This is a genomic window from Falsiroseomonas selenitidurans (genome assembly GCF_012103215.1).
GTDB classification, from domain to species: Bacteria; Pseudomonadota; Alphaproteobacteria; order Acetobacterales; family Acetobacteraceae; genus Falsiroseomonas; species Falsiroseomonas selenitidurans.
Genome location: NZ_JAAVNE010000008.1, coordinates 76,889 through 96,168, shown reverse-complemented (window position 1 = coordinate 96,168; position 19,280 = coordinate 76,889). Strand labels below are relative to the sequence as shown.

At 71.8% G+C, this 19,280-nt stretch carries 16 protein-coding genes; 7 read left to right on the top strand and 9 right to left on the bottom strand.

The window, feature by feature from the left end:
- Nucleotides 1–29 precede the first annotated feature (29 nt).
- The gene (locus tag HEQ75_RS07245; RefSeq protein WP_168028739.1) at nt 30–1,214 is read right to left on the bottom strand and encodes a M20 family metallopeptidase; all 1,185 of its coding nucleotides are present in this window, start codon (nt 1,212–1,214) and stop codon (nt 30–32) included.
- 149 nt (nt 1,215–1,363) lie between these two features.
- On the opposite strand from HEQ75_RS07245, the gene HEQ75_RS07240 reads away from it, so the two are divergent.
- A complete protein-coding gene (locus HEQ75_RS07240; protein WP_168028737.1) occupies nt 1,364–2,980 on the top strand; it encodes an ABC transporter substrate-binding protein in 1,617 nt (538 codons plus the stop codon).
- A 40-nt stretch (nt 2,981–3,020) separates the two neighbouring features.
- Here HEQ75_RS07240 and HEQ75_RS07235 read toward each other — a convergent pair whose 3' ends face one another.
- Genes HEQ75_RS07235 through HEQ75_RS07225 form a run of 3 tightly spaced genes read right to left on the bottom strand, consistent with a single transcriptional unit; the run spans nt 3,021 to nt 6,389 of the window.
- On the bottom strand, nt 3,021–3,992 hold the full coding sequence (locus tag HEQ75_RS07235) for a Bug family tripartite tricarboxylate transporter substrate binding protein (RefSeq protein ID WP_168028735.1): 972 nt from the start codon (nt 3,990–3,992) through the stop codon (nt 3,021–3,023).
- 35 nt (nt 3,993–4,027) lie between these two features.
- Nucleotides 4,028–4,909 (bottom strand): fumarylacetoacetate hydrolase family protein, encoded by an 882-nt coding sequence (locus HEQ75_RS07230; protein WP_168028733.1) that lies wholly within the window; start codon nt 4,907–4,909, stop codon nt 4,028–4,030.
- Between the two features lie 52 nt (nt 4,910–4,961).
- Nucleotides 4,962–6,389, bottom strand: a complete 1,428-nt coding sequence (locus HEQ75_RS07225) for an amidase (protein WP_168028731.1) — start codon at nt 6,387–6,389, stop codon at nt 4,962–4,964.
- Nucleotides 6,390–6,458: 69 nt separating this feature from the next.
- Here HEQ75_RS07225 and HEQ75_RS07220 point away from each other — a divergent pair, with 69 nt between their 5' ends.
- The 3 genes from HEQ75_RS07220 to HEQ75_RS07210 all read left to right on the top strand — a co-directional run bounded on the left by HEQ75_RS07220 (nt 6,459) and on the right by HEQ75_RS07210 (nt 10,338).
- On the top strand, nt 6,459–7,352 hold the full coding sequence (locus HEQ75_RS07220) for a polysaccharide deacetylase family protein (RefSeq protein ID WP_168028729.1): 894 nt from the start codon (nt 6,459–6,461) through the stop codon (nt 7,350–7,352).
- Entirely contained in the window at nt 7,339–8,847 is a 1,509-nt protein-coding gene (locus HEQ75_RS07215) for a TRIC cation channel family protein (protein WP_168028727.1), read from the top strand. The genes HEQ75_RS07220 and HEQ75_RS07215 overlap by 14 nt, the downstream gene beginning before the upstream one ends.
- 180 nt (nt 8,848–9,027) lie before the next feature.
- Nucleotides 9,028–10,338, top strand: a complete 1,311-nt coding sequence (locus HEQ75_RS07210; protein ID WP_168028725.1) for a glycosyltransferase family 4 protein — start codon at nt 9,028–9,030, stop codon at nt 10,336–10,338.
- 68 nt (nt 10,339–10,406) lie between these two features.
- On the opposite strand, the gene HEQ75_RS07205 is transcribed toward HEQ75_RS07210, so the two are convergent.
- The 5 genes from HEQ75_RS07205 to HEQ75_RS07185 all read right to left on the bottom strand — a co-directional run bounded on the left by HEQ75_RS07205 (nt 10,407) and on the right by HEQ75_RS07185 (nt 15,408).
- Nucleotides 10,407–11,117 carry a GOLPH3/VPS74 family protein gene (locus HEQ75_RS07205; RefSeq protein ID WP_209318394.1) on the bottom strand — a complete coding sequence of 237 codons (711 nt, stop codon included), beginning with the start codon at nt 11,115–11,117 and terminating at the stop codon, nt 10,407–10,409.
- Between the two features lie 121 nt (nt 11,118–11,238).
- Complete coding sequence (locus tag HEQ75_RS07200; RefSeq protein WP_168028721.1) at nt 11,239–12,222, bottom strand: Bug family tripartite tricarboxylate transporter substrate binding protein; 984 nt, start codon at nt 12,220–12,222, stop codon at nt 11,239–11,241.
- A gap of 122 nt (nt 12,223–12,344) precedes the next feature.
- Nucleotides 12,345–13,010: a GOLPH3/VPS74 family protein gene (locus HEQ75_RS07195; RefSeq protein ID WP_168028719.1), complete on the bottom strand. Its 666-nt coding sequence runs from the start codon at nt 13,008–13,010 to the stop codon at nt 12,345–12,347.
- Nucleotides 13,007–14,581 carry a gamma-glutamyltransferase gene (locus tag HEQ75_RS07190; RefSeq protein ID WP_168028717.1) on the bottom strand — a complete coding sequence of 525 codons (1,575 nt, stop codon included), beginning with the start codon at nt 14,579–14,581 and terminating at the stop codon, nt 13,007–13,009. Before HEQ75_RS07190 ends, HEQ75_RS07195 begins: the two co-directional genes overlap by 4 nt.
- Before the next feature lie 77 nt (nt 14,582–14,658).
- On the bottom strand, nt 14,659–15,408 hold the full coding sequence (locus HEQ75_RS07185) for a GntR family transcriptional regulator (protein ID WP_168028715.1): 750 nt from the start codon (nt 15,406–15,408) through the stop codon (nt 14,659–14,661).
- A 175-nt stretch (nt 15,409–15,583) separates the two neighbouring features.
- Between HEQ75_RS07185 and HEQ75_RS07180 the strand changes: the two genes are divergently transcribed.
- The 3 genes from HEQ75_RS07180 (at nt 15,584) to HEQ75_RS07170 (ending at nt 19,251) form a co-directional block, all read left to right on the top strand.
- Nucleotides 15,584–17,740 (top strand): malate synthase G, encoded by a 2,157-nt coding sequence (locus HEQ75_RS07180; RefSeq protein ID WP_168028713.1) that lies wholly within the window; start codon nt 15,584–15,586, stop codon nt 17,738–17,740.
- A 253-nt stretch (nt 17,741–17,993) separates the two neighbouring features.
- Nucleotides 17,994–18,230 (top strand): hypothetical protein, encoded by a 237-nt coding sequence (locus tag HEQ75_RS07175; RefSeq protein WP_168028711.1) that lies wholly within the window; start codon nt 17,994–17,996, stop codon nt 18,228–18,230.
- A gap of 28 nt (nt 18,231–18,258) precedes the next feature.
- Entirely contained in the window at nt 18,259–19,251 is a 993-nt protein-coding gene (locus tag HEQ75_RS07170; protein WP_235961369.1) for a S1C family serine protease, read from the top strand.
- The last annotated feature ends 29 nt before the right edge of the window (nt 19,252–19,280 follow it).

Below are 19,280 nucleotides of genomic sequence, written 5' to 3'. Positions count from 1 at the left end.
CGGATCGTTCCGCCGGCAACCGCGGGGTGTCAGGCCGGGCCGAGCTTCAGGATGGCGCGCGCCACCGTCTGCGCGCGCGGCACCAGGCTGTCGAGTTCCAGGTATTCCTCCGGCGTATGGGCGCGGCCGCCGACCGGGCCGACGGCGCAGAGCGTGGGCGCGCCCATGGCCGCGGTGAAGCCGCTGTCGGCGCAGCCGCCGGAGAATTCGCCGCTGGGGTCGAAGCCGGATTCGCGGGCGGCCTCGCGGTAGGTGGCGAACAGTGCCGCCGATTCCGGGTTTTGCGTCAGCGGCAGGAACTCGCCCTTGATGGTCAGCTTCGCGCGGGTGCCGGGGATGAAGGAGCGGTCGATGATGGCGTGGATCTTCGCCATCACCTCCTCGCGGTCCGCGGGTTCCACGTAGCGCAGGTCGATCTGGCCCTGGGCGTGCGGGGCCACCGTGTTGACGCTCTGCCCGCCGGTCACCAGGCCGACATTCAGCGTGATGCCGCGCTGCAGGTCGGTCAGCGCGTGGATCGCGGTGACCTTCGCCGCCAGCTCGCCGATGGCGCTGATGCCGGCTTCGAAATTGCCGCCGGAATGGGCCGCCTTGCCCTCGATGTCGAAGACGGAAAACACGCCGCCCTTGCGGCCGGTGACGATGCCGCCCGTCGGCCGGCCAGGCTCCGAATTGAAGACCACCCGCGCGGCCTTCGCCTCCGCCTCGATCACCGGGCGACCTTCGGGGGAGCCGATCTCCTCGTCGCCGGTGAACAGCGCCACCAGCGGGCCGGGCGCGCCGCCGAATTTATGGAAGGCGGCCAGGACGAACATGTTCATCACCAGGCCCGCCTTCATGTCGGCGACGCCGGGGCCGAAGGCGCGGTCACCCTCGATGGTGAAGGGGCGGCGCGTCGGCTCGCCCTTCGGGAAGACGGTGTCGCGATGGCCCATCAGCAGGATGTTCTGCCGGGCATTGCCACCGCCCGTGCCGGCGCCGGGGCCGGTCTCGTCGGGCAGCATGGCGCGGATGCAGTCGCCGTGCTTCTGCTGCGGCAGGATTTCGACGGGGATGCCATGCTGCGCCATGAAGCGCACCACCTGCGCGCCGACCCTGTCGACGCCTTCCTTGTCATAGCTCCCGCCATCGGTGTCGACCATCTCGCGCAGCACCTCGATCATCGAGGCGCGTTGTGTAGACAGCCAGGTGATGATGTTGGCCCCCGCTGACATGGTCATCCACTCCCTGCTGCAACACCGGCAGCGTCGCATCCGCGACAGGGCGTGGGAAGGGCCGCCATCGCGCAGCCTTCATGCCCGCGTCATCGCCCGGTCACCCCCCGCGCCTAGCGTCCGCGGCCTTCGGGACGGGAGCCCCCCACATGATCCAGCGCAGACACATCCTCGGCGCCGCGGCCGGCGCATCGCTGCTGCCGCGCTTCGCCATCGCGCAGAATGCCGGGCCGGACACGCGGCCTTCCATCACCGTCGCCGTGCAGATCGTCAGCATCTCCGGCACGCTGGAGCCGATGCGCGAACAGTCGAATGTCGGCTTCCGCATCATGCCGAGCTTTTCCGAACCGCTGATCGGCATCGACTGGGTGCGCACGCAGCGGGCCGAGGCGGTGCTGGCGACCTCCTGGCGCCGCATCGATGCGAAGACGCTGGAACTCACGCTGCGCGACGACGTGCGGATGCATGATGGCCGCGTGATGGAGGCGGAGGACGTCGCCTTCACCTTCTCCAACCAGCGCATGTGGACCGGCCTGCCGGCTGACAATCGCGGCCTGTTCGTCTCCACCACCGCCGGCGGTGCCGGCAAGACGCCGCCGCCCGAGGCCGCCGCGATCAGCCGCGCGCATTTCCCGAATTTCGAGCGCATGGAGGTGGTCGACCGCCGCACCGTGCGCTTCGTCAACGCCGTGCCGGATGTGACGCTGGAAGGCCGCCTGACGCGCACGACGGGCGCCATCTTCTCCCGCGCCGCCTTCGCGCAGGCCGCCACCTGGCTCGACTGGGCGCGCAAGCCGGTCGGCACCGGGCCCTACCGCGTGGCGTCCTTCCGCCCGGGCCAGGATCTGGTGCTGGAAGCGCATGACGAATACTGGGGCGGCCGCCCGCCGCTGAAGCGCATCCGCTTCGTCGAGGTGCCGGATGTCGCCGCGCGCGTCGCCGGGCTGCAGGCGGGCGACTGGGACTTCATCTGCGACCTGCCGCCGGACCAGATCCAGGGCATCGAGCGCAGCCCGCGGCATGAGGTGGTCGGCGGGCCGATCAACAACAACCGCCTGATCGTCTGGGACAAGACGCATCCGGTGCTGGCCAACCCGCTGGTGCGCCGCGCCATGTCGCACAGCATCGACCGGCAATCGATCGTCGACAGCCTGTGGGGCGGCCGCACCGCGGTGCCGCGCGGCCTGCAATGGGAAGTCTATGGCGACATGTACCTCGCCGACTGGGAGGCGCCGCGCTTCGACCTGGCCGAGGCCCGCCGCCTGCTGCGGCAGGCGAACTACCAGGGCCAGCCGATCCCCTACCAGCTGCTGAACAACTACTACACGCTGCAGGTCGCCTCCTCCCAGATCCTGGTCGAGGGCTGGCGCCAGGCCGGGCTGAACGTGCAGATCGAGATGAAGGAGAATTGGGGCCAGGTGCTCGGCCGCTTCGCAGGCCGCGGCCTGTGCGACAATTCCAACACCGCCGTGTTCAACGACCCGGTGGCGCCGATGTCCGTCTATGCGCCGGGCGGCCAGACCTGGGCCAGCGGCCAGTGGCAGAACCCGGAATCGCCGAAGCTGATGGAGGCGCTGCAGACGGAAGGCGACCTGGCGAAGCGCCGCGCCACCTTCCGCCGCCTGCTCACGCTGACCGAGCGCGAGGACCCCGCCTATACGGTGCTGTTCCAGACCGCGAACTTCACCGGCAAGCGCAAGGACCTGCCCTGGCAGCCGGCCAAGTCCTTCGTGATGGATTTCTCCGCCCGCAACTGGGGCGCCTGAGCCCGGCGGGCGCGCCCCCGGGCCGGGGGCGCGCCCTGCCCTATTCCACCTTGCCGATGCGCGCCACTGCGCGCAGCAGCCGCGCGCTGTCCTGCTCGAAGAAGGTCTTGAACGCCGGCGCGTCGAGATAGGCCACCGGCGCGCCGGCGGCGTTGAAGGCGTTCACCGTCACCGGATCCTGCGCCGCGCGGCGCACCGCCTCGCGCAGCCTGGCCTGCACCGGGGCGGGGGTGGCCGCCGGCACGAACAGCCCGGCCCAGATGTAGAATTCCACCTCGGAGAAGCCCTTCTCCATGAAGGTGGGCACATCCGGGAAGGCGGCGACGCGTTCCCTGCCCCAGCAGCCCAGCACCCGCACGCGGCCGGAGCGCACATGCTGCGTCAGCGTGCCGGGCGCCGAGGCCAGCGCCTGGACCTGGCCGCCGAGCAGCGCGGTGATGGCCGGGCCGGCGCCGCCGAAGGGCACGTGCAGCGCCTTGAAGCCGGCAGCCGCGGCCAGCATCTCCATCGCCACGTGCAGCGTGCCATAGGTGCCGGAGGAGCCGTAGGGGATGCTGCCCGGGTTCGCCTTCGCCGCGGCGATGAACTCCTCCATCGTCCGCCAGGGCGCGCTGGCCGGCACCGCCAGCATGGTCGGGTCCGCATTGACCAGCGCGATCGGCGCGAACTGCTCCACCGTATAGGGCGGGGTGCGGCCGAACAGCTTCTCCGCCTCCGGGATCACGGCCAGCGAGGACAGCGCCATCAGCATCGTGTAGCCATCCGCCGCGCTGCGCGCGACATGGGCGTTGCCGATGGCCCCGGCGGCGCCGCCGCGGTTCTGCACCACCACGGACTGGCCGAGCACCTTCTCCATCGCGGCGGCGATCGGCCGCGCGGCGAGGTCCGCCTGGCCGCCGGGCGGGAAGGCGACCACCATGGTCATGCTGCGGCTGGGGAAATCCGCCTGCGCCAGGGCCTGGCCGGCAAAGGGCAGCGCGGCGGTGGCGCCCAGCAGGGTACGACGGTTCATTGGTTGTTTTCCTCCCTTGTGAAGCAGGCTTGGCGTCAGGCGACCGGGTTCTCCAGCACGCCGATGCCCGTGATCTCGATCCGCACCACGTCGCCGGATTGCAGGAAGACGGGCGGGTTGAAGCCGATGCCGACGCCGGCCGGCGTGCCGGTGGCGATGACATCGCCCGGCTCCAGCGTCACGGCGGCGCTGATCGCCTCGATCAGGGTCGGGATGTCGAAGATGAGGTCGGCCACCGGGGCGTGCTGGCGGCGTTCGCCATTCACCCAGGTGGTGACCACGAGCTGCGTCGGGTCCGGCACCTCATCCGCGGTCAGGATCGCGGGCCCCATGGGGCAGAAGCTGTCCAGGCCCTTGCCCAGGATCCACTGGCTGTGGCGCTTCTGCAGATGGCGCGCGGTGACGTCGTTGATGATGGTGTAGCCGAAGACATGGCGCAGCGCGTCCGCCTTGGCGATGCCCCGCCCGCCCTGGCCGATGACGACGCCGAGCTCGCCCTCATAATCAAGGCCGCCGGTCGGATCGAGGTGGCCGAGGATCTTCTCGCCCTGGGCGATGATGCTGGTGTGCGGCTTGGAGAACACCACGGGAAAGGGCGGCACCACGTCCTTGGCACCGCCATCGAAGCCGGAGCCGGCGAATTCCTTCGCGTGCTCGTGGTAGTTCTTGCCCACGCAGAACACGTTCTTCGGCGTGCGCGGGATCGGCGCGCAGAGCTTGGCGCCGGCGACGGCGGGGGCCTTGCCGAGGGCGACGCGGGCCTTGTCCAGCAGGGCCGGCGCGGCGGCCAGGTCCAGCATGGACTGGCCGCGCAGCAGGGGCTCCGCCGCCGCCAGGTCCAGCACCGCATCGCCGGCGCCCAGCGCGCCGACTTCCTGCTGCAGCTTGCCCGGGCGCGTGAATGTCACCAGCCGCATCGTCGAATTCCCCTCGTTCCAGCAAAGCGGGCCGACAGAGCCTTTCGGACCGCTAGTTCAGCTTGGCCCGCATCTGCCCGGTTTCTTCCGGATTGGCCAGGGGCAGGCTGGCGGCGCGTTCCAGCGCGCGGGCGGCGCGGAAGGCCAGGTCGTCGCGGTACAGCGCCGCCGCCACCTGCACGCCGCGCGGCATGCCTTCCTCGTCCAGGCCGATCGGCACGGCGATGGCGGGCTGGCGGGTCAGGTTGAAGGCGAAGGTCCAGGGCGCCCAGTCGCGCCACAGCGCCTCCACCGGCTTGATGGTGGGCGCATCCGCGTCGAAGGCGGCGGTCGGCGTGGCCGCGGTCAGGATCAGGTCGTATCGCTGGTGGAAGCGGGCCATGGCATGGGCGCATTCCACCCGCAGCATGTCGGCCCCGAGGAAATCCGCCGCACTCATGTCGCCCATCCGGCGCGCCACTTCCTCGATCCCGTCATCCAGCGCGCCGCGCTTTCCCTCCGGCGTGCCGCTCCAGAGGCGGGCGATCGCCACGCCCCAGACGCGGGAGAAGATGGCCCGCGTGTCCGGCAGGTCGGGGTCTGAATCCTCGACGATGGCGCCCTGTTCGGCCAGCAGGCGGGCGGCCACCTGCAGCGCGGCCTCCCCTTCCGCATCCAGCGGCGGGTCGAAGCCCAGCCGGCGCACCACCGCCACCCGCAGCCCGGCAACGCCCTGGTCCATGCCGTCGCGCCAGTCCCGCCGATCATCTGGCAGGCTGACCGGGTCGCGCAGGTCGTGGCGCGCCATGGCAGACATCATCAACGCCGCATCGCGCACGCTGCGCGTCATTGGCCCGGCACAGGCCACGCCGGAAAAGGCGCCATGCGGCCATTGCGGGATCCGGCCATAGCTCGGCTTCACGCCGACCAGCCCGCAATAGGCGGCAGGGATGCGGATGGAGCCGCCGGCATCGGTGCCGATATGCAGCGGCCCGAAGCAGGCGGCGCCGGCCGCCCCGGCGCCGGAGGAACTGCCGCCGGCGGAACGCTGCGGGTTCCACGGGTTGCGCGTGACGCCATGCAGCGGGCAGTCGCTCGGCGTCTTCCAGCCGAATTCCGTGGTGGTGGTCTTGCCCAGGAGCACCGCGCCTTCCGCCAGCAGGCCGACCACGGCCGGGGCATTCTCGGTCGCCGGGGTCGCATCCGTGGTCAGGCTGCCGCGGCGCGTCGGGAAGCCGGCGATGTTGAGCAGATCCTTCACCGTGCAGGGCACGCCATCCAGCAGCCCCATCGGCCTTCCGGCGGCCCAGCGTGCCTCCGATTCGCCGGCCTGGCGCAGCGCCTGGGGGTTCATGGCGGCGAAGGCGTTCACCCAGGGGTTGTAGCGCGCCACCCGCTCCATCACCGCCTTCAGCGCCTCCACCGGCGACAGGGCGCGGCGGGCATAGAGGGCCAGCAACTGTTCCGCCGTCATCTGCGCGGGATCGGTCGGCGTGGTCATGCGGGGCTTCCGGAACAGGGCATCGGGGCGCAGCATGGCCGCTCCATCAGGCCAGGGAAACCCCGCAGCATGACCAGCCCGAACCCTTGGGAATGGACCGAGACCGAGTGGCGCCAGATCGTCGGCCGCGCCCGCGCCGGGCGCAGCCTGCGGCCGACCCATTGGCCGGATGGCGCCCGCTGCTGCGTGACGCTGAGCTTCGACGCGGACCACGAGACGATTCCGCTGCGCGACGCCGATGAAAGCCCGATGCGCATCAGCCAGGGGCAATACGGCAACCGTCAGGGCATCCCCCGGATTCGTGCCCTGCTGGCGAAGCACGGCATTCCGGCCACCTTCTTCTATCCCGCCGTCTCCGCCCTGCTGCACCCGGAGGAAGTCCGCGCCGTGGCGCAGGAAGGCCACGAGATCGGCGTCCACTCCTGGATCCACGAGGCCAACACCAAGCTGCCGCCCGGCGTCGAGCGCGACCTGACCCTGCGGGCGCGCGACACGCTGGAGAAGGTCAGCGGCCAGCGCCCGGTCGGCATGCGCACCGCCTCCTGGGATTTCTCCGTCGACACGCTGTCCATCATCAAGGAGATGGGGCTGCTCTACGACAGTTCCCTGATGGCCGATGACGATGCCTATGAGCTGCTGGACCAGGGCGAGCCGACCGGGATCGTCGAGCTGCCGCCGGAGTGGATCCGCGACGATGCCGTGTATTTCAACATGCTGCGCTTTTCGGGCCTCCGCCCCTACACGCCGCCTTCGGCCGTGGAGGAGATCTTCGCGGCGGAGTTCGATGGCGCCTACGAGGAAGGCGGGATGTTCCTGCTGACCATGCACCCGCATGTCATCGGCCACCGCAGCCGCATCGCGCTGCTGGACCGGCTGGTGACGCGGATCAAGAAGTTCGAGGGCGTGTGGTTCGCCACCCATGCCCAGGTGGCCCAGTGGTGCAAGGACCATGCTGCGCCCTGACGCCTTGCGCCGCGTCCTGGCCCTGGTCCTGGCCCTGCTCGCCTGGCCCGCCTTCGCGGACCAGGCCGCGCTGCGCGCCGGCTGGTATGCGACGGAGCCGCAGCAATATCTGCGGCAGGGGGAGCTGACGGGTCTCGACATCGAGATGGTGCGCGCCATCGCCGCGCATGCCGGCCAGCCGGTCTCCTTCACCCCGATGGGCTATCTCCCGCTGCTGGAGGCGGTGGCGGAAGGCCGGATGGCGCTGGCCACCGGCATTGCCCGCACCGAGCAGCGCGCGGCGCGCTATGCGCTTTCCCTGCCCTACCGGCAGGACACCAACGTGCTCATCATGCGGCGGGGGGAGGCTGCGGCGCTGCGCTTCCGGGATGCCACGGGGCTGGCCGCCTATCTGGGGAGCGGGCAGCGCTTCCGCCTGGGCGTGCGCCGCGGCTATTCCTATTTCCATCCGGCGCTGGATGCCTGGATCGGCGACCCGGGCAATGCCGGGCTGGTCCGCGCGGCGGAGGATGACCCCACCAACATCCGCCGGTTGCTGGCCGGCGAGATCGACGGCTTCCTGGCGGAGCGTCTTTCCGTGGCACTGGCCATCACCGCGCTGGGTGCCGGACCCGCGGTGGAGGAACAGGCGATGCGGCTGATGGTGCCGCTGCACCTGGCCTTCAGCCGCGCCGGCACCCCCGCCGAGACCCTGGCCGCCTTCAATGCGGCCATCCTGGCGCTGCAGGCCGACGGCACGCTGGAGTCGATCGGCGCGCGCTTCCGCTTCCCACTGCTGCTGTCCCAGACCATCGACAGCGACTGGTTCCGCGCGCTGCGGGTCGTCGGCGCCGTGGCTTCCGCGCTGGCCGGCGCGCTGGCCGCGCGGCAGAGCCAGTGGAGCCTGTTCGGCGCCTTCGTGCTGGCCGGGGTGACCGCCGCTTCGGGCGGCGTCATGCGCGACCTTCTGGTGGGACGCTTCCCCATCGGCATCGCCCGGGACCCGCTTTTCCTGATGCTGATCTTCGGCACGGTGGCCGGCTTCTGGATGGTGACGCATCTCTGGTCGCTGCTGCGCGGCCGGGCCATGCTCGCCTTCTGGGTGGCACAGCTGGCGGTGGGCATGCGGCGGCGGCGGATCGACCGCTGGCTGTTCGATGCGGCCGATGCGCTGGGCCTCGGCGCCAGCACGGTGCTGGGCGTGGCCGTGGCCTTCGGCATGCGGGCGGAGCCCTTCTGGCTGTGGGGGCCGATGCTGGGCACCATCACCGGCGCCGGCGGCGGCATCCTGCGCGACGTGCTGCGCGGCGGCGGCAACATCCCGAACCTCAAGACCGGCTTCTACGGGGAGGTGGCGCTGATCTGGAGCCTGGCGCTGTCCGCCTGGCTGTCGCTGCGCGGGGCGGAAATCGAGATCGACGAGGTGGTGGTGGTGGTGGTCGCCGCGGTGCTGGGCGCAGTGGTCACCCGCCTGGCGGCCGTCGCCTTCGCCTGGCGGCCGCCGCGGCTGGGCTGAGCCGGCGCCGTCGCTTCAACACTTCGCCAAGCCGGCGCCGCGCCTGGCGGGCAAGTGCCTGGCACGGAACGATTCCGCCCGGTGCCGCCGGGAAGACCCCGGCCGGACGGGGATGGTGCCGCGCCGCGCCGGGTGTAGGACCGCTCGCATGGACACAGCCCGAGGGGAACACCGCCTGCCATGGTGAAGCGCATCCTGGCCCAGGCCGCCCGGCTGGGCGGCCGGCTGCGCGCCCATGCCGCGCTGCTGCGGCGCGACCCGCAGGCCTTCGCCGGCAATGTGATGCAGGTGACCCACCCCGACCTGTTCCGGGAAAGGCTGGTGGACATCATGAACCCCGTGCCGATGCATGTCCGAGTGGACCCGGCGCTGGGCGAGGCGATGCGGCTGAACGTGCTGAACCCGGCGCTGACCGAGGACGGCATGACGGGCGGGCCGAACACCATCCTGAACCTGGCGGTACGCATCGCCCGCCAGGGCATCCCGGTGCGGCTGGTGACCACGGTGCGCCCGGGCGGCGTCTCGGCGCCGTGGCTCCGCCAGCACCTGGCGGCGCTGGTGGGCGGCGCGATCCCGGAGATCGCGGTGGAGACCGCCGCCCTGGCCGAGGCGCCGCTGGCGGTCGGCCCCGGCGAGGTCTTCATGGCGACGCATTGGACCACGGCGCAGCAGTTGAAGCCGGTGCTGCCGCGGATGCGCCGGCCGCAATTCCTCTACATGCTGCAGGAGTTCGAGGCCGGCTTCTACGCCTGGTCCAGCAACCACGCGCTGGCGCTGGAAACCTACGGCATGGATTTCTGGCCGATCACCAACGAGACCCTGCTGGCCGAGTATTTCTTCCGTACCGGCCATGGCCGCTTCGCCGACCCGGCCTTCCGCGAACGCAGCATGGCCTTCGAGCCGGCGATCGAAAGCCGCGTCTTCCACCCGCCGGAAGGCCCCGCCCCGCCGGGCCCGCGCACGCTGCTGTTCTATGCCCGGCCCTCCAACCACCGGAACCTGTTCGGGCTGGGGCTGGAGGCGCTGCGCCGCGCCGCGGCGGACCCGGCGCTGGCCGGCTGGCGGATGCTGGCGATCGGCGGCCGCGGCGGCGTGCCGGAGCTCGACCTGGGCCATGGCCACGTCCTGCGCGCTTCCCCCTGGCGCGGCTACCTGGCCTATGCCGACCAGTTGAGGGAGGCGGATGTGCTGCTGGCACCGATGCTCTCGCCGCACACCGGCTACCCGGCGCTGGAGATGGCGGCCTGCGGCGGGGTGGCGGTGACCAACGCCTTCTCGGTCAAGACGGTGCCGGTGCTGGAAGGGCTCTCGCCCAACATCGTGGCGACGGAAGCCACGGTGGAGGGCCTGTCGGCGGGCCTGGTGCGCGCCGCCCGGATGGTGGCGGACGGCCGGGCGCGGGAAGGCACGCTGCACCTGCCGCGGGACTGGGCGGAGGCGCTGGACCCGGTGGCCCGGCGGGTGGCCGAGGTGCTGCGCGGCGCGGGCTGAGGCGGTGTTGCGGGGGGGGGCGCCGATGCCGGGATGCCCCCTCCCCCACGCCTCCTGGAGAGGGCTTTCTAGTGCACGGCGCCCTGGCGCAGCAAAGTCGCGTAGACATCGCGGGTGGCGGCGGAGAGGGAGCGGGAGAGCTCCTCCAGCCCCGCCACCTGCTCCACCCGCGGCGCCGCCTGCGCCGCCTCGGCCTCGTCCAGCACCAGCGGCACCAGGCCGGTGGCGCGCGCCAGGCCGATCAGCAGGGCATCGCGGGGGTCGGGGATCTCATCCTCCAGCAGGACGGCGCGCAGGCGGCGGCGCACCTCCGCGGTTTCGGCCCGGCCGGTGGCCTTGGGGTAGCGGCGCTCCGGGAAGACCCAGAGGAAGCGATCCTCGATCCGCCGCAGCACGCCGCCCGCCACCAGGCGTTCCAGCACCGCGGCGCGCATCTGCGGGCCGGTCTTGGCGAGGTCCTGGATCCAGGCGCGGCTGGTGCGCGGCGCCGGGCTGGCGGCCAGCCGCGCCAGCACGCCATCCAGCAGCCCATCGCCGGTCGGCCGCTGCTGCACCACCACAAGATGGTCCAGATCGGTGTCGATGCGCCCGGCCAGCGCCAGTTCCATCAGGATGGCGCCGGCCAGCGCCAGATCCCCGGCCGGGCCGGGAAGGCCCACCGGCTTGCCCGTCTCGTCATCGAGGAGGAGAAGCAGGATCTCCTCCGGCATGGTCAGCGACATCGCGGCCCCCGTCTTTGCGGGCAGCCTGCCATGGAAGCCCGGTGCGGGGCCATCCATGGCAGCGCCTCATGACAGCGTCCTCACGCGCCTCGACGCGCCCTCCGGCGGCCTGATCCCGACGCCCTTGTACGCCCGAACGGTTGCATCGCGACCGGCCGCCGATGGCCGCGCCGCGGCGTCAGGCCACCACGATGTTGAACTGGCGTGCCACCGCGGTCCAGGCGGCGATGTCCGCCTGCATCAGCCGCACGAAATCGGCCCCCAGCGGCGGCGGGTTGCGCGGCAGCGTCACCAGATCCTCGAACCGCGCCACCAGTTCCGGCCGTTGCAGCAGCGGCGGGATCAGCGCCGTCATCCGCTCCACGATCGGCGCCGGCAGGTTCTTCGGCCCAGAAAGCCCCAGCCATTGCGCGCTGGTGAGCTTCGGGAAGCCCTGCTCGGCGAAGGTCGGCACGTTGGGGAAGGCCGCCAGCCGCTGCGGCGAGGAGACGCCGAGGCAGCGCAGCGTGCCGTCCCGCATCGGCCCGACATTGGTGGTGATCGGGTCGAACATGCTCTCGATGGTGTTGGCCATCAGATCCTGCATGGCGGGCGCGCTGCCGCGATAGGGCACGTGCTCCAGGTTCGGCACCTTGGCCTCGCTCGACATCATGGCGCCGAGCAGGTGCGGCGCGGAGCCGATGCCGGAGGAGCCGTAGCGCACCGGCCGCACCTTCGCCGCCGCGATGTAGTCATCCAGCGTGCGGAAGGGCGAATCCGCCTTCACCATCAGCACGTTGGCGGCTTCCACCAGCATGCCGATATGGGTGAAGTCGGCCACCGGGTCGAAGGGCAGCGTCGGCATGGTGGCGGTGGAGAAGACCTGCACCGAAGCATGGCTGACCAGGAAGGTGTAGCCATCGGCCGGCTGCTTGGCGACGAAGTCCGTGCCGATGACACCGCCGAAGCCGGCCCGGTTCTCCACCACCACGGTCTGGCCCAGCGCCTGGGAGATGAAGGGCGCCATCAGGCGGCTGATCGTGTCCACCAGCCCGCCCGGGGGGAACTGGGCGACCAGGCGGATGCTGCCGCGGCGGGGCCAGGGCGTGCCTTGGGCCAAAGCGAGGTTGGGTGCGCAGAGGGCGGCGGCCGAGGTGGCCAGAAGATGACGACGATGCAACATGGTTGCGCTCCGAGCCGAAGGACCGGGCGGTCCTCGCCCAGCTTTCAGGCATCCGCCCGATGCTGCATCGCGAAACCCCCAGCAGCGCAACGGAAATGCAAGGCCCGTGCCGGAGTTCCCCCTCAGCCCTCCCGCCGCGTCGTCCCCAGCCCGACGCCGCGCACATCCGCCACCGCCTCCGCCACGGCGCGGTTCAGGCTTTCGATCCGCGTCACCACCGCCAGCCAGGGCTGCACCTGGTCCAGCTCCGCCGCCGTGAACAGCAGCGGCAGCAGGCCGGCGGCGCGCGCCAGGCCGAGCAGCAGGGCGTCCTGCGGCTCCGGAATCTCCTCCCGCAGCAGCATCCCGCGCAGCCGGGCGCGGGCTTCCGCCGCTTCCGGCCGGCCGGGCACCTTGGGGTGGCGGCGGTCCGGCAGGATCCACAGCACCCGGTCCTCCACCCGGCGCAGCAGGCCGCGCGCCACCAGGCGGTCCAGGATCACGGCGCGGGCGGCTGGGGCATCGCGGGCCAGCAGCGGGATGGCGCCGCGCGCATCGCCGGGCGCGCCCGGCGCCGCCAGAAGGGCCAGCGCCGCATCCAGCGCCGCGTCGCCGGTCGGCGCGGCCTCCAGCAGGATCAGCCGCGACCCGTCCGTGTCGATGCGCCCGGCCAGCGCCAACTGCATCAGCAGGGCGCCGGCCAGCGCCCGGTCCGGCGCCATGCCGGCGCGGCCCACCGGCCGGCCGGTCTCGTCATCCAGGGCGAGGAGGACGATCTCCTCGGCCAGGGTGAGGCCCGCCTCGGTCACGGCTGGGCGAGTGCCGCGGACCAGGGCGACATCACATCGGTGATGCCCACGCGCTCCCCGCCCGGCTGGATCAGGATCAGGTTCGGGCAGGCGAAGTTCACCGGCAGCACGGCGTGCTCCACCACCTCCAGCGGCCCGGCGGCGGCCAGGCCCGCCAGCGTCGCCTCAGGCAGGCGGCGATCCGCCGTGGCGCCTTCCGGCCCGCTGACATCGAGGCGCGGGAAATGCGCCGCCGCCTCCGGCGCCATGCCGAAGCCGGTGACCAGCGACAGCATCTGGAAGACCGCGGCCAGGATGCGCCGCCCGCCGGAGGCGCCGAGCGCCATTTCCGGCGCGCCATCCGGCCCGGCGACCAGGATCGGCGACATGTTGGTCAAGGGCCGCTTGTTCGGCCCGATGGCGTTGGCGCTGCCCGGCCGCGGGTCGAACCACATGACGCCGTTGTTCATCAGCACGCCGGACCGCGGCAGCACGACCCGCGAACCCATGGAAGACAGCAGCGTGGTGGTCATCGCCACCATCATCCCGTCCGCGTCGCAGACATTGAGATGCGTGGTGCAGGTATCCGCCCCCTTGGGCTCGGCATCCCCCAGCCCGGCCAAGCGTTCCGCATAGGCGTCCTGCATCGCCTTGGCGAAGGCCAGGTGCCAGGCGGTGCCGGGCGCATCCCCGGACCAGTCCGCCGCCTCCATCAGCGCCATCACGCGGCGGAAGGTGGGCGAGGCGGTGAGGCCGTTGGACAGGTGCAGGGTGCGGCCGCGCCAGGGCACGGAGACCGCCGGCAGCACCCGCGCCTGGCAGCCGGCGAGATCGGCGGCGGAAAGGATGCCCCCGGCCTCCTGCACATCCGCCGCGATGGCCGCCGCCACCTCGCCCTCGTAGAAATCGCGGAAGCCGGCGCGCTGCAGGCGCTCCAGCGTCGCCGGCAGGTTGCCCTGCTGAAGGAACCCGGGCGTGCCCTGGTAGGGCGCGACGGGCGGCAGGCCGCCGGGCAGGTAGATGCGCGCCGATTCAGGGTAGAGCTTCAGCGTGGAGGCCGCATTCGCGATCTTGAGGGTGGTGAACCAGTCCTGCGCCAGGCCGCGCCGGGCCAGCGCCACGGCGGGCGCCAGCACCTCCGCCACCGGCAGCCGGCCGCGCCGTTCATGCAGCAGCGCATAGCCCGCCACGGCGGAGGGGATGCAGAAGCTCATCGGGCCATGGATGTTGCGGTCGCCCTGCACCTCCGGCCAGGCGAACAGGTCCTGCTTCATGCGGCCGGTGGTGGGGAAGTCCTTCGCGTCCAGCCCGGCGGGGGAAACGGGGCCGAAGTCGAAGGTCTCCGCCGGGCCACCCGGGGCTGCCACCTGGGCGTAGCCGATGCCGCCGAGGCCGCTGTTCCAGGGTTCCATCGCCGCCAGGGCGAAGGCCATGCCGACCGCCGCATCCGCCGCATTGCCGCCGGCCTCCAGGATGGCGAGGCCGGCTTCCGCCGCGGCGCGGGACTGGCTGGCCACCATGCCGCGGCGGCCATGGGCGGCAGGCTTGGTGACCTGCCAATGCTGGGTGGTGAAGGCGGGCGGCTGGTACATGCGGTCGGGCTCCTCCGTCGGGCGGAGGATCGACCCGGCGGCCCCGGCCGGCAAGCCCGGGGCCGGGCTGTCGTGCCTCAGCCGCGCGCCTTGGCCTGGCGGCGGCGTTCCACCGCCCGCTCGAAATCCAGATCCTCGTGCCAGCTCAGATGCCGGTCCAGCGCCGCCTGGGCGCCCTCCAACTCGCCACGCTCCAGCCGCTCCAGGATCTCGGCATGTTCGCTGGCGATGCGCGGCTTGGGGCGGACATCGTGGCCGAGCCCCCAGACGACGGAAAGCTGGCGCGCCACGCTCAGCCAGATGCCATGCAACACGGCATTGCCGGAGAGGCGGCAGATCTCGCCATGGAAGGATTCATCCGCGGCGACGATCGCCGCCGTGTCCGGCCCCTCCGCCACCGCCAGGTAGCGGTCCGCGGCGCGGCGGGCGGGCGCCAGCCGGGCGCGGGTGGCAGGGCCCGCGGCCAGGATCTCGCGCAGCGCCAGCGCCTCCAGCGCCGTGCGCACCCGCATCAATTCGGCCACGGCCCGGTTGGTGATCTGCATCAGCCGCATGCCCTTGTAGGGCGTGCTGACGACGATGCCCTGGCTTTCCAGCAGCCGCAGCGCTTCCCGAACCGGCACCCGGCTGATGCCGAGTTCGCGGGCGATTTCGGCTTCCACCAGCCGGTCGCCGGGCAGGAACACCCCCCGCGCCGCCGCCGCCACAACCGCCTCCGCCGCCTGTTCCACCATGGTGCGCGGATGCACCGGCGCGAGGCGCGGCCCCTCGCCGGCTGGATCCTCGGCGGACGGCGTCTCGGGGAGCTCGGCAGGGCTGGCGGTCACGGGTGCGGCCTCGGACGGTCAGAGAATATTGTAAGGTCATTTCGCCGCTTAACAAAGCAGGATGAATCAGCGCCTGTAACAGAAGCCGCGCCTCCCCCTTGGACGGGCCGCCGCACCCGGGCTAAGGACGCGCCAGCGGGTTGCCCCGCGGTCGGGGAGAGGAAGGGTGGCAGGGATGACGCAAATCGGCGGACTCGGCGTGGATGCGGCCTTCCGCGCCTTCATCGAGGCCGAGGCCCTGCCCGGCACCGGCGTCGCCCCGGACCGTTTCTGGTCCGGCCTGGAAGCCCTGCTGCGCGACTGGGCGCCGCGCAACGCCGCCCTGCTGGCGAAGCGCGACGACCTCCAGGCGCAGATCGACGCCTGGCACCGCGCCAACCCGGCCCGCCCGGTGGACCTGCCCGCCTACAAGGGCTTCCTGGCCGAGATCGGCTACCTGCTGCCGGAGCCCGAGGATTTCAGCGTCGGCACCACCGATGTGGATGCCGAGATCGGCCAGATGGCCGGCCCGCAGCTGGTGGTCCCCGTCTCCAACGCCCGCTACGCGCTGAACGCCGCCAATGCCCGCTGGGGCAGCCTGTATGACGCGCTGTACGGCACCGATGCGATCCCGGAGACGGATGGGGCGGAAAAGGGCCGCGGCTACAACCCGAAGCGCGGCGAGAAGGTGATCGCCTTCGCCCGCGCCGTGCTGGACCAGGCCGCGCCGCTGGCCGGTGGCGCCCGCCACGCCGATGCCAAGGGCTATGCGGTGGAAGCCGGCGCCCTGGTGGTGACGCTGGCCGATGACCGCCAGGTGGGCCTGGCCCGCCCCGGGCAATGCGTCGGCTTCCAGGGGGAACCCTGGGCGCCCACCGCCATCCTGCTGGTCAATAACGGCCTGCACCTGGAACTGCATGTGGACCGCACCAGCGCCATCGGCCGCACCGACCCGGCGGGCCTGTCCGACCTGGTGATGGAAGCCGCGCTGACCACCATCATGGATTGCGAGGACAGCGTCGCGGCCGTGGATGCGGCGGACAAGATCGACGTCTATCGCAACTGGCTCGGCCTGATGAAGGGCGACCTGACGGCGGATCTGGAAAAGGGCGGCCGCACCATCACCCGCCGGCTGAACCCGGACCGCGTCTGGAAGACCCCCGCCGGCAGCGCGGTGACGCTGCATGGCCGCTCCGTCATGCTGGTGCGCAATGTCGGCCACCACATGATGACCGATGTGGTGACGCTGGACGGCGCCGAGGTGCCGGAGACGGTGCTGGACGCGCTGGTGACCAGCGCCATCGCGCTGCACGACATCCGCGGCAAGCGCCTGAATTCCCGCACCGGCAGCGTCTACATCGTCAAGCCCAAGATGCATGGGCCGGAGGAGGTGGCGGCCGCCGACGCGCTGTTCGCCCGGGTGGAGGATGTGCTCGGCCTGCCGCGCGCCACGCTGAAGATGGGCATCATGGACGAGGAACGCCGCACCACGGTGAACCTCAAGGCCTGCATCAAGGCGGCCCGCGACCGGGTGGTGTTCATCAACACCGGCTTCCTGGACCGCACGGGCGACGAGATCCACACCGCCATGGAAGCCGGCGCCGTGGTGCGCAAGAACGACATGAAGGCGCTGCCCTGGATTGCCGCCTATGAGGCCTGGAACGTCGACACCGGCCTGATCTGCGGCCTGCGCGGCCGGGCGCAGATCGGCAAGGGCATGTGGGCCATGCCGGACATGATGGCGGCGATGCTGGAGCAGAAGGTGGGCCACCCCCGCGCCGGCGCCAACACCGCCTGGGTGCCCTCCCCCACCGCGGCCACGCTGCACGCGCTGCACTACCACCAGGTGGACGTCGCCGCCCGCCAGGCGGAGATCGCTGCCGGCGGCCGCCGCGGCCGGCTGGACGACATCCTGACCATCCCGCTGGCCCAGGACACGAACTGGGAGCCGAAGGACGTGCAGGCGGAGCTGGACAACAACGCCCAGGGCATCCTCGGCTATGTGGTGCGCTGGGTGGACCAGGGGGTGGGCTGTTCCAAGGTGCCGGACATCAACGATGTCGGGCTGATGGAAGACCGCGCAACGCTGCGCATCTCCGCCCAGCACATCGCCAACTGGCTGCGCCACGGCATCGTTTCCCGCGCGCAGGTGGAGGAGACGTTGCGCCGCATGGCCGGCGTGGTGGACGGCCAGAACGCGGGCGACCCGGCCTATGCGCCGATGGCACCCGGCTTCGACGGCCCCGCCTTCAAGGCCGCCTGCGACCTGGTGTTCGAGGGCGCGGCCCAGCCCAACGGCTACACCGAATTCGTGCTGCACCGCCGGCGCCGCGAGGCCAAGGCGGCGGGCTGAACCGCGGGCGGCAGTGCCGCCTCGGGAAGCGCTTGATTCTACAGCAAGACCGGAAGGGCGATGATTCCATCCCGCGCAAATCTGCTGTAGCCTGCGCACACGAACCCGGGAGGCTGCGACCCTGACCCGTGCCCTGCTGCTGCTGACCCTGCTGGCCGCCTGTTCCTCGGCCAGCGAGGTCGCGGAACTCTCGCCCGAGGTCTATGGGCTGACCGCCCATGCCAATACGCCGGCCGAGGCGGCGCGGCTGGGGGTGGAACGTGCCCGGCGCTTCTGCGGCGCGAAGGACCGCGCCTTCGCGGTGACGCGCAGCCAGATCGGTGGGCGGGACTACACCATCGCCTTCACCTGCCCGCGGCCGGACCCGCAGCCCGCCCTGCCCAGCCTGGTGGCGGAGCCCGCGCCCCTGCCCGCGCTGCCGCCGCTGGACGCGCCGGCGGCAACCGCACGGGGGCGTGGTGGGTTTCCCGCGGGGACGGAGACCTTCTAGACTTCCTCCCTGGCGCAAGGGTGGCTTGATGGCGGACGAGGACTGGAACATTCCCGAGGAATTGCGGCCCGACCCGGCCGACTACAGTTTCGATGTGGCCCAGGCGCTGGCCTCCATCGTCAGCCTGCGGACACGGGTGCCGGCGGATGCCTTCTCCGCCCGGACCTTGGGGACGGAGCGCGAGGGCAGCGGCGTGGTGATCCGCGAGGATGGTCTGGTGCTGACCATCGGCTACCTGATCGGCGAATCCGACAGCATCTGGATCAAGACCGCCGCCGGCCGCGTCGTGCCCGGCCATGCGCTGGCCTATGATTTCGAGACCGGCTTCGGCCTGGTGCAGGCGCTGGGGCGGCTGGAGGCACCGGCCATGAAGCTCGGCCCCACGGCGCTGCCGGATGCCGGGGTACAGACCATCCTGGCCGCGGCGCCGCAACCCGGCCGCAACGCCTCCGGCGGCGGGGCGCTGGCGTGCTCCGTCGTCGCGAAGGAGCCCTTTGCCGGCTACTGGGAATACCTGCTGGAGGAGGCGCTGTTCACCGCGCCCGCGCACCCTTCCTGGGGCGGGGCGGGGCTGATCGGGCCGGATGGGTCGCTGCTGGGCATCGGGTCGCTCGTGCTGCAGCACCGGGACAGCAAGGGGCGGCGGCTGGATTTGAACCTGGTGGTGCCGATCGGCCTGCTGCACCCGATTCTGGACGACCTTCTGGCTTATGGCCGCGTGAACAAGCCGCCGCGGCCCTGGCTGGGGCTGTATTGCGCGGACCAGGAGGAAGGCGTGGTGGTGGCCTCCGTCGCCGCGCGCGGGCCGGCGGAGAAGGCGGGCATCAAGCCGGGCGACCGGATCCTGGGGCTGGACGACAGCGAGGCACCGGACCTGGCGGGGCTGTGGCGCAGCCTGTGGTCACGCGGCGCCGCAGGGGTTTCGGTGAATGTGGCGGCGGAGCGGGACGGGCGGAGGCTGGTGCTGCCGGTGGTGAGCGGGGACCGGAGCAAGTTTTTGAAGGCGCCTAGGCTGCATTGACGCTCGCCGCGGCTCCCACTGACTTGTCG

Excerpts from the sequence above, each read along its gene's own strand:
- HEQ75_RS07170 (WP_235961369.1), top strand. The coding sequence starts at position 18,259 with ATGGCGGACGAGGACTGGAACATTCCCGAGGAATTGCGGCCCGACCCG.
- HEQ75_RS07200 (WP_168028721.1), bottom strand. The coding sequence starts at position 12,222 with ATGTTGCATCGTCGTCATCTTCTGGCCACCTCGGCCGCCGCCCTCTGC.
- HEQ75_RS07225 (WP_168028731.1), bottom strand. The coding sequence starts at position 6,389 with ATGACCACGCCGACCGATCCCGCGCAGATGACGGCGGAACAGTTGCTG.
- HEQ75_RS07180 (WP_168028713.1), top strand. The coding sequence starts at position 15,584 with ATGACGCAAATCGGCGGACTCGGCGTGGATGCGGCCTTCCGCGCCTTC.
- HEQ75_RS07230 (WP_168028733.1), bottom strand. The coding sequence starts at position 4,909 with ATGCGGCTGGTGACATTCACGCGCCCGGGCAAGCTGCAGCAGGAAGTC.
- HEQ75_RS07215 (WP_168028727.1), top strand. The coding sequence starts at position 7,339 with ATGCTGCGCCCTGACGCCTTGCGCCGCGTCCTGGCCCTGGTCCTGGCC.
- HEQ75_RS07220 (WP_168028729.1), top strand. The coding sequence starts at position 6,459 with ATGACCAGCCCGAACCCTTGGGAATGGACCGAGACCGAGTGGCGCCAG.
- HEQ75_RS07235 (WP_168028735.1), bottom strand. The coding sequence starts at position 3,992 with ATGAACCGTCGTACCCTGCTGGGCGCCACCGCCGCGCTGCCCTTTGCC.
- HEQ75_RS07245 (WP_168028739.1), bottom strand. The coding sequence starts at position 1,214 with ATGTCAGCGGGGGCCAACATCATCACCTGGCTGTCTACACAACGCGCC.
- HEQ75_RS07210 (WP_168028725.1), top strand. The coding sequence starts at position 9,028 with ATGGTGAAGCGCATCCTGGCCCAGGCCGCCCGGCTGGGCGGCCGGCTG.
- HEQ75_RS07190 (WP_168028717.1), bottom strand. The coding sequence starts at position 14,581 with ATGTACCAGCCGCCCGCCTTCACCACCCAGCATTGGCAGGTCACCAAG.
- HEQ75_RS07240 (WP_168028737.1), top strand. The coding sequence starts at position 1,364 with ATGATCCAGCGCAGACACATCCTCGGCGCCGCGGCCGGCGCATCGCTG.
- HEQ75_RS07205 (WP_209318394.1), bottom strand. The coding sequence starts at position 11,117 with ATGGATGGCCCCGCACCGGGCTTCCATGGCAGGCTGCCCGCAAAGACG.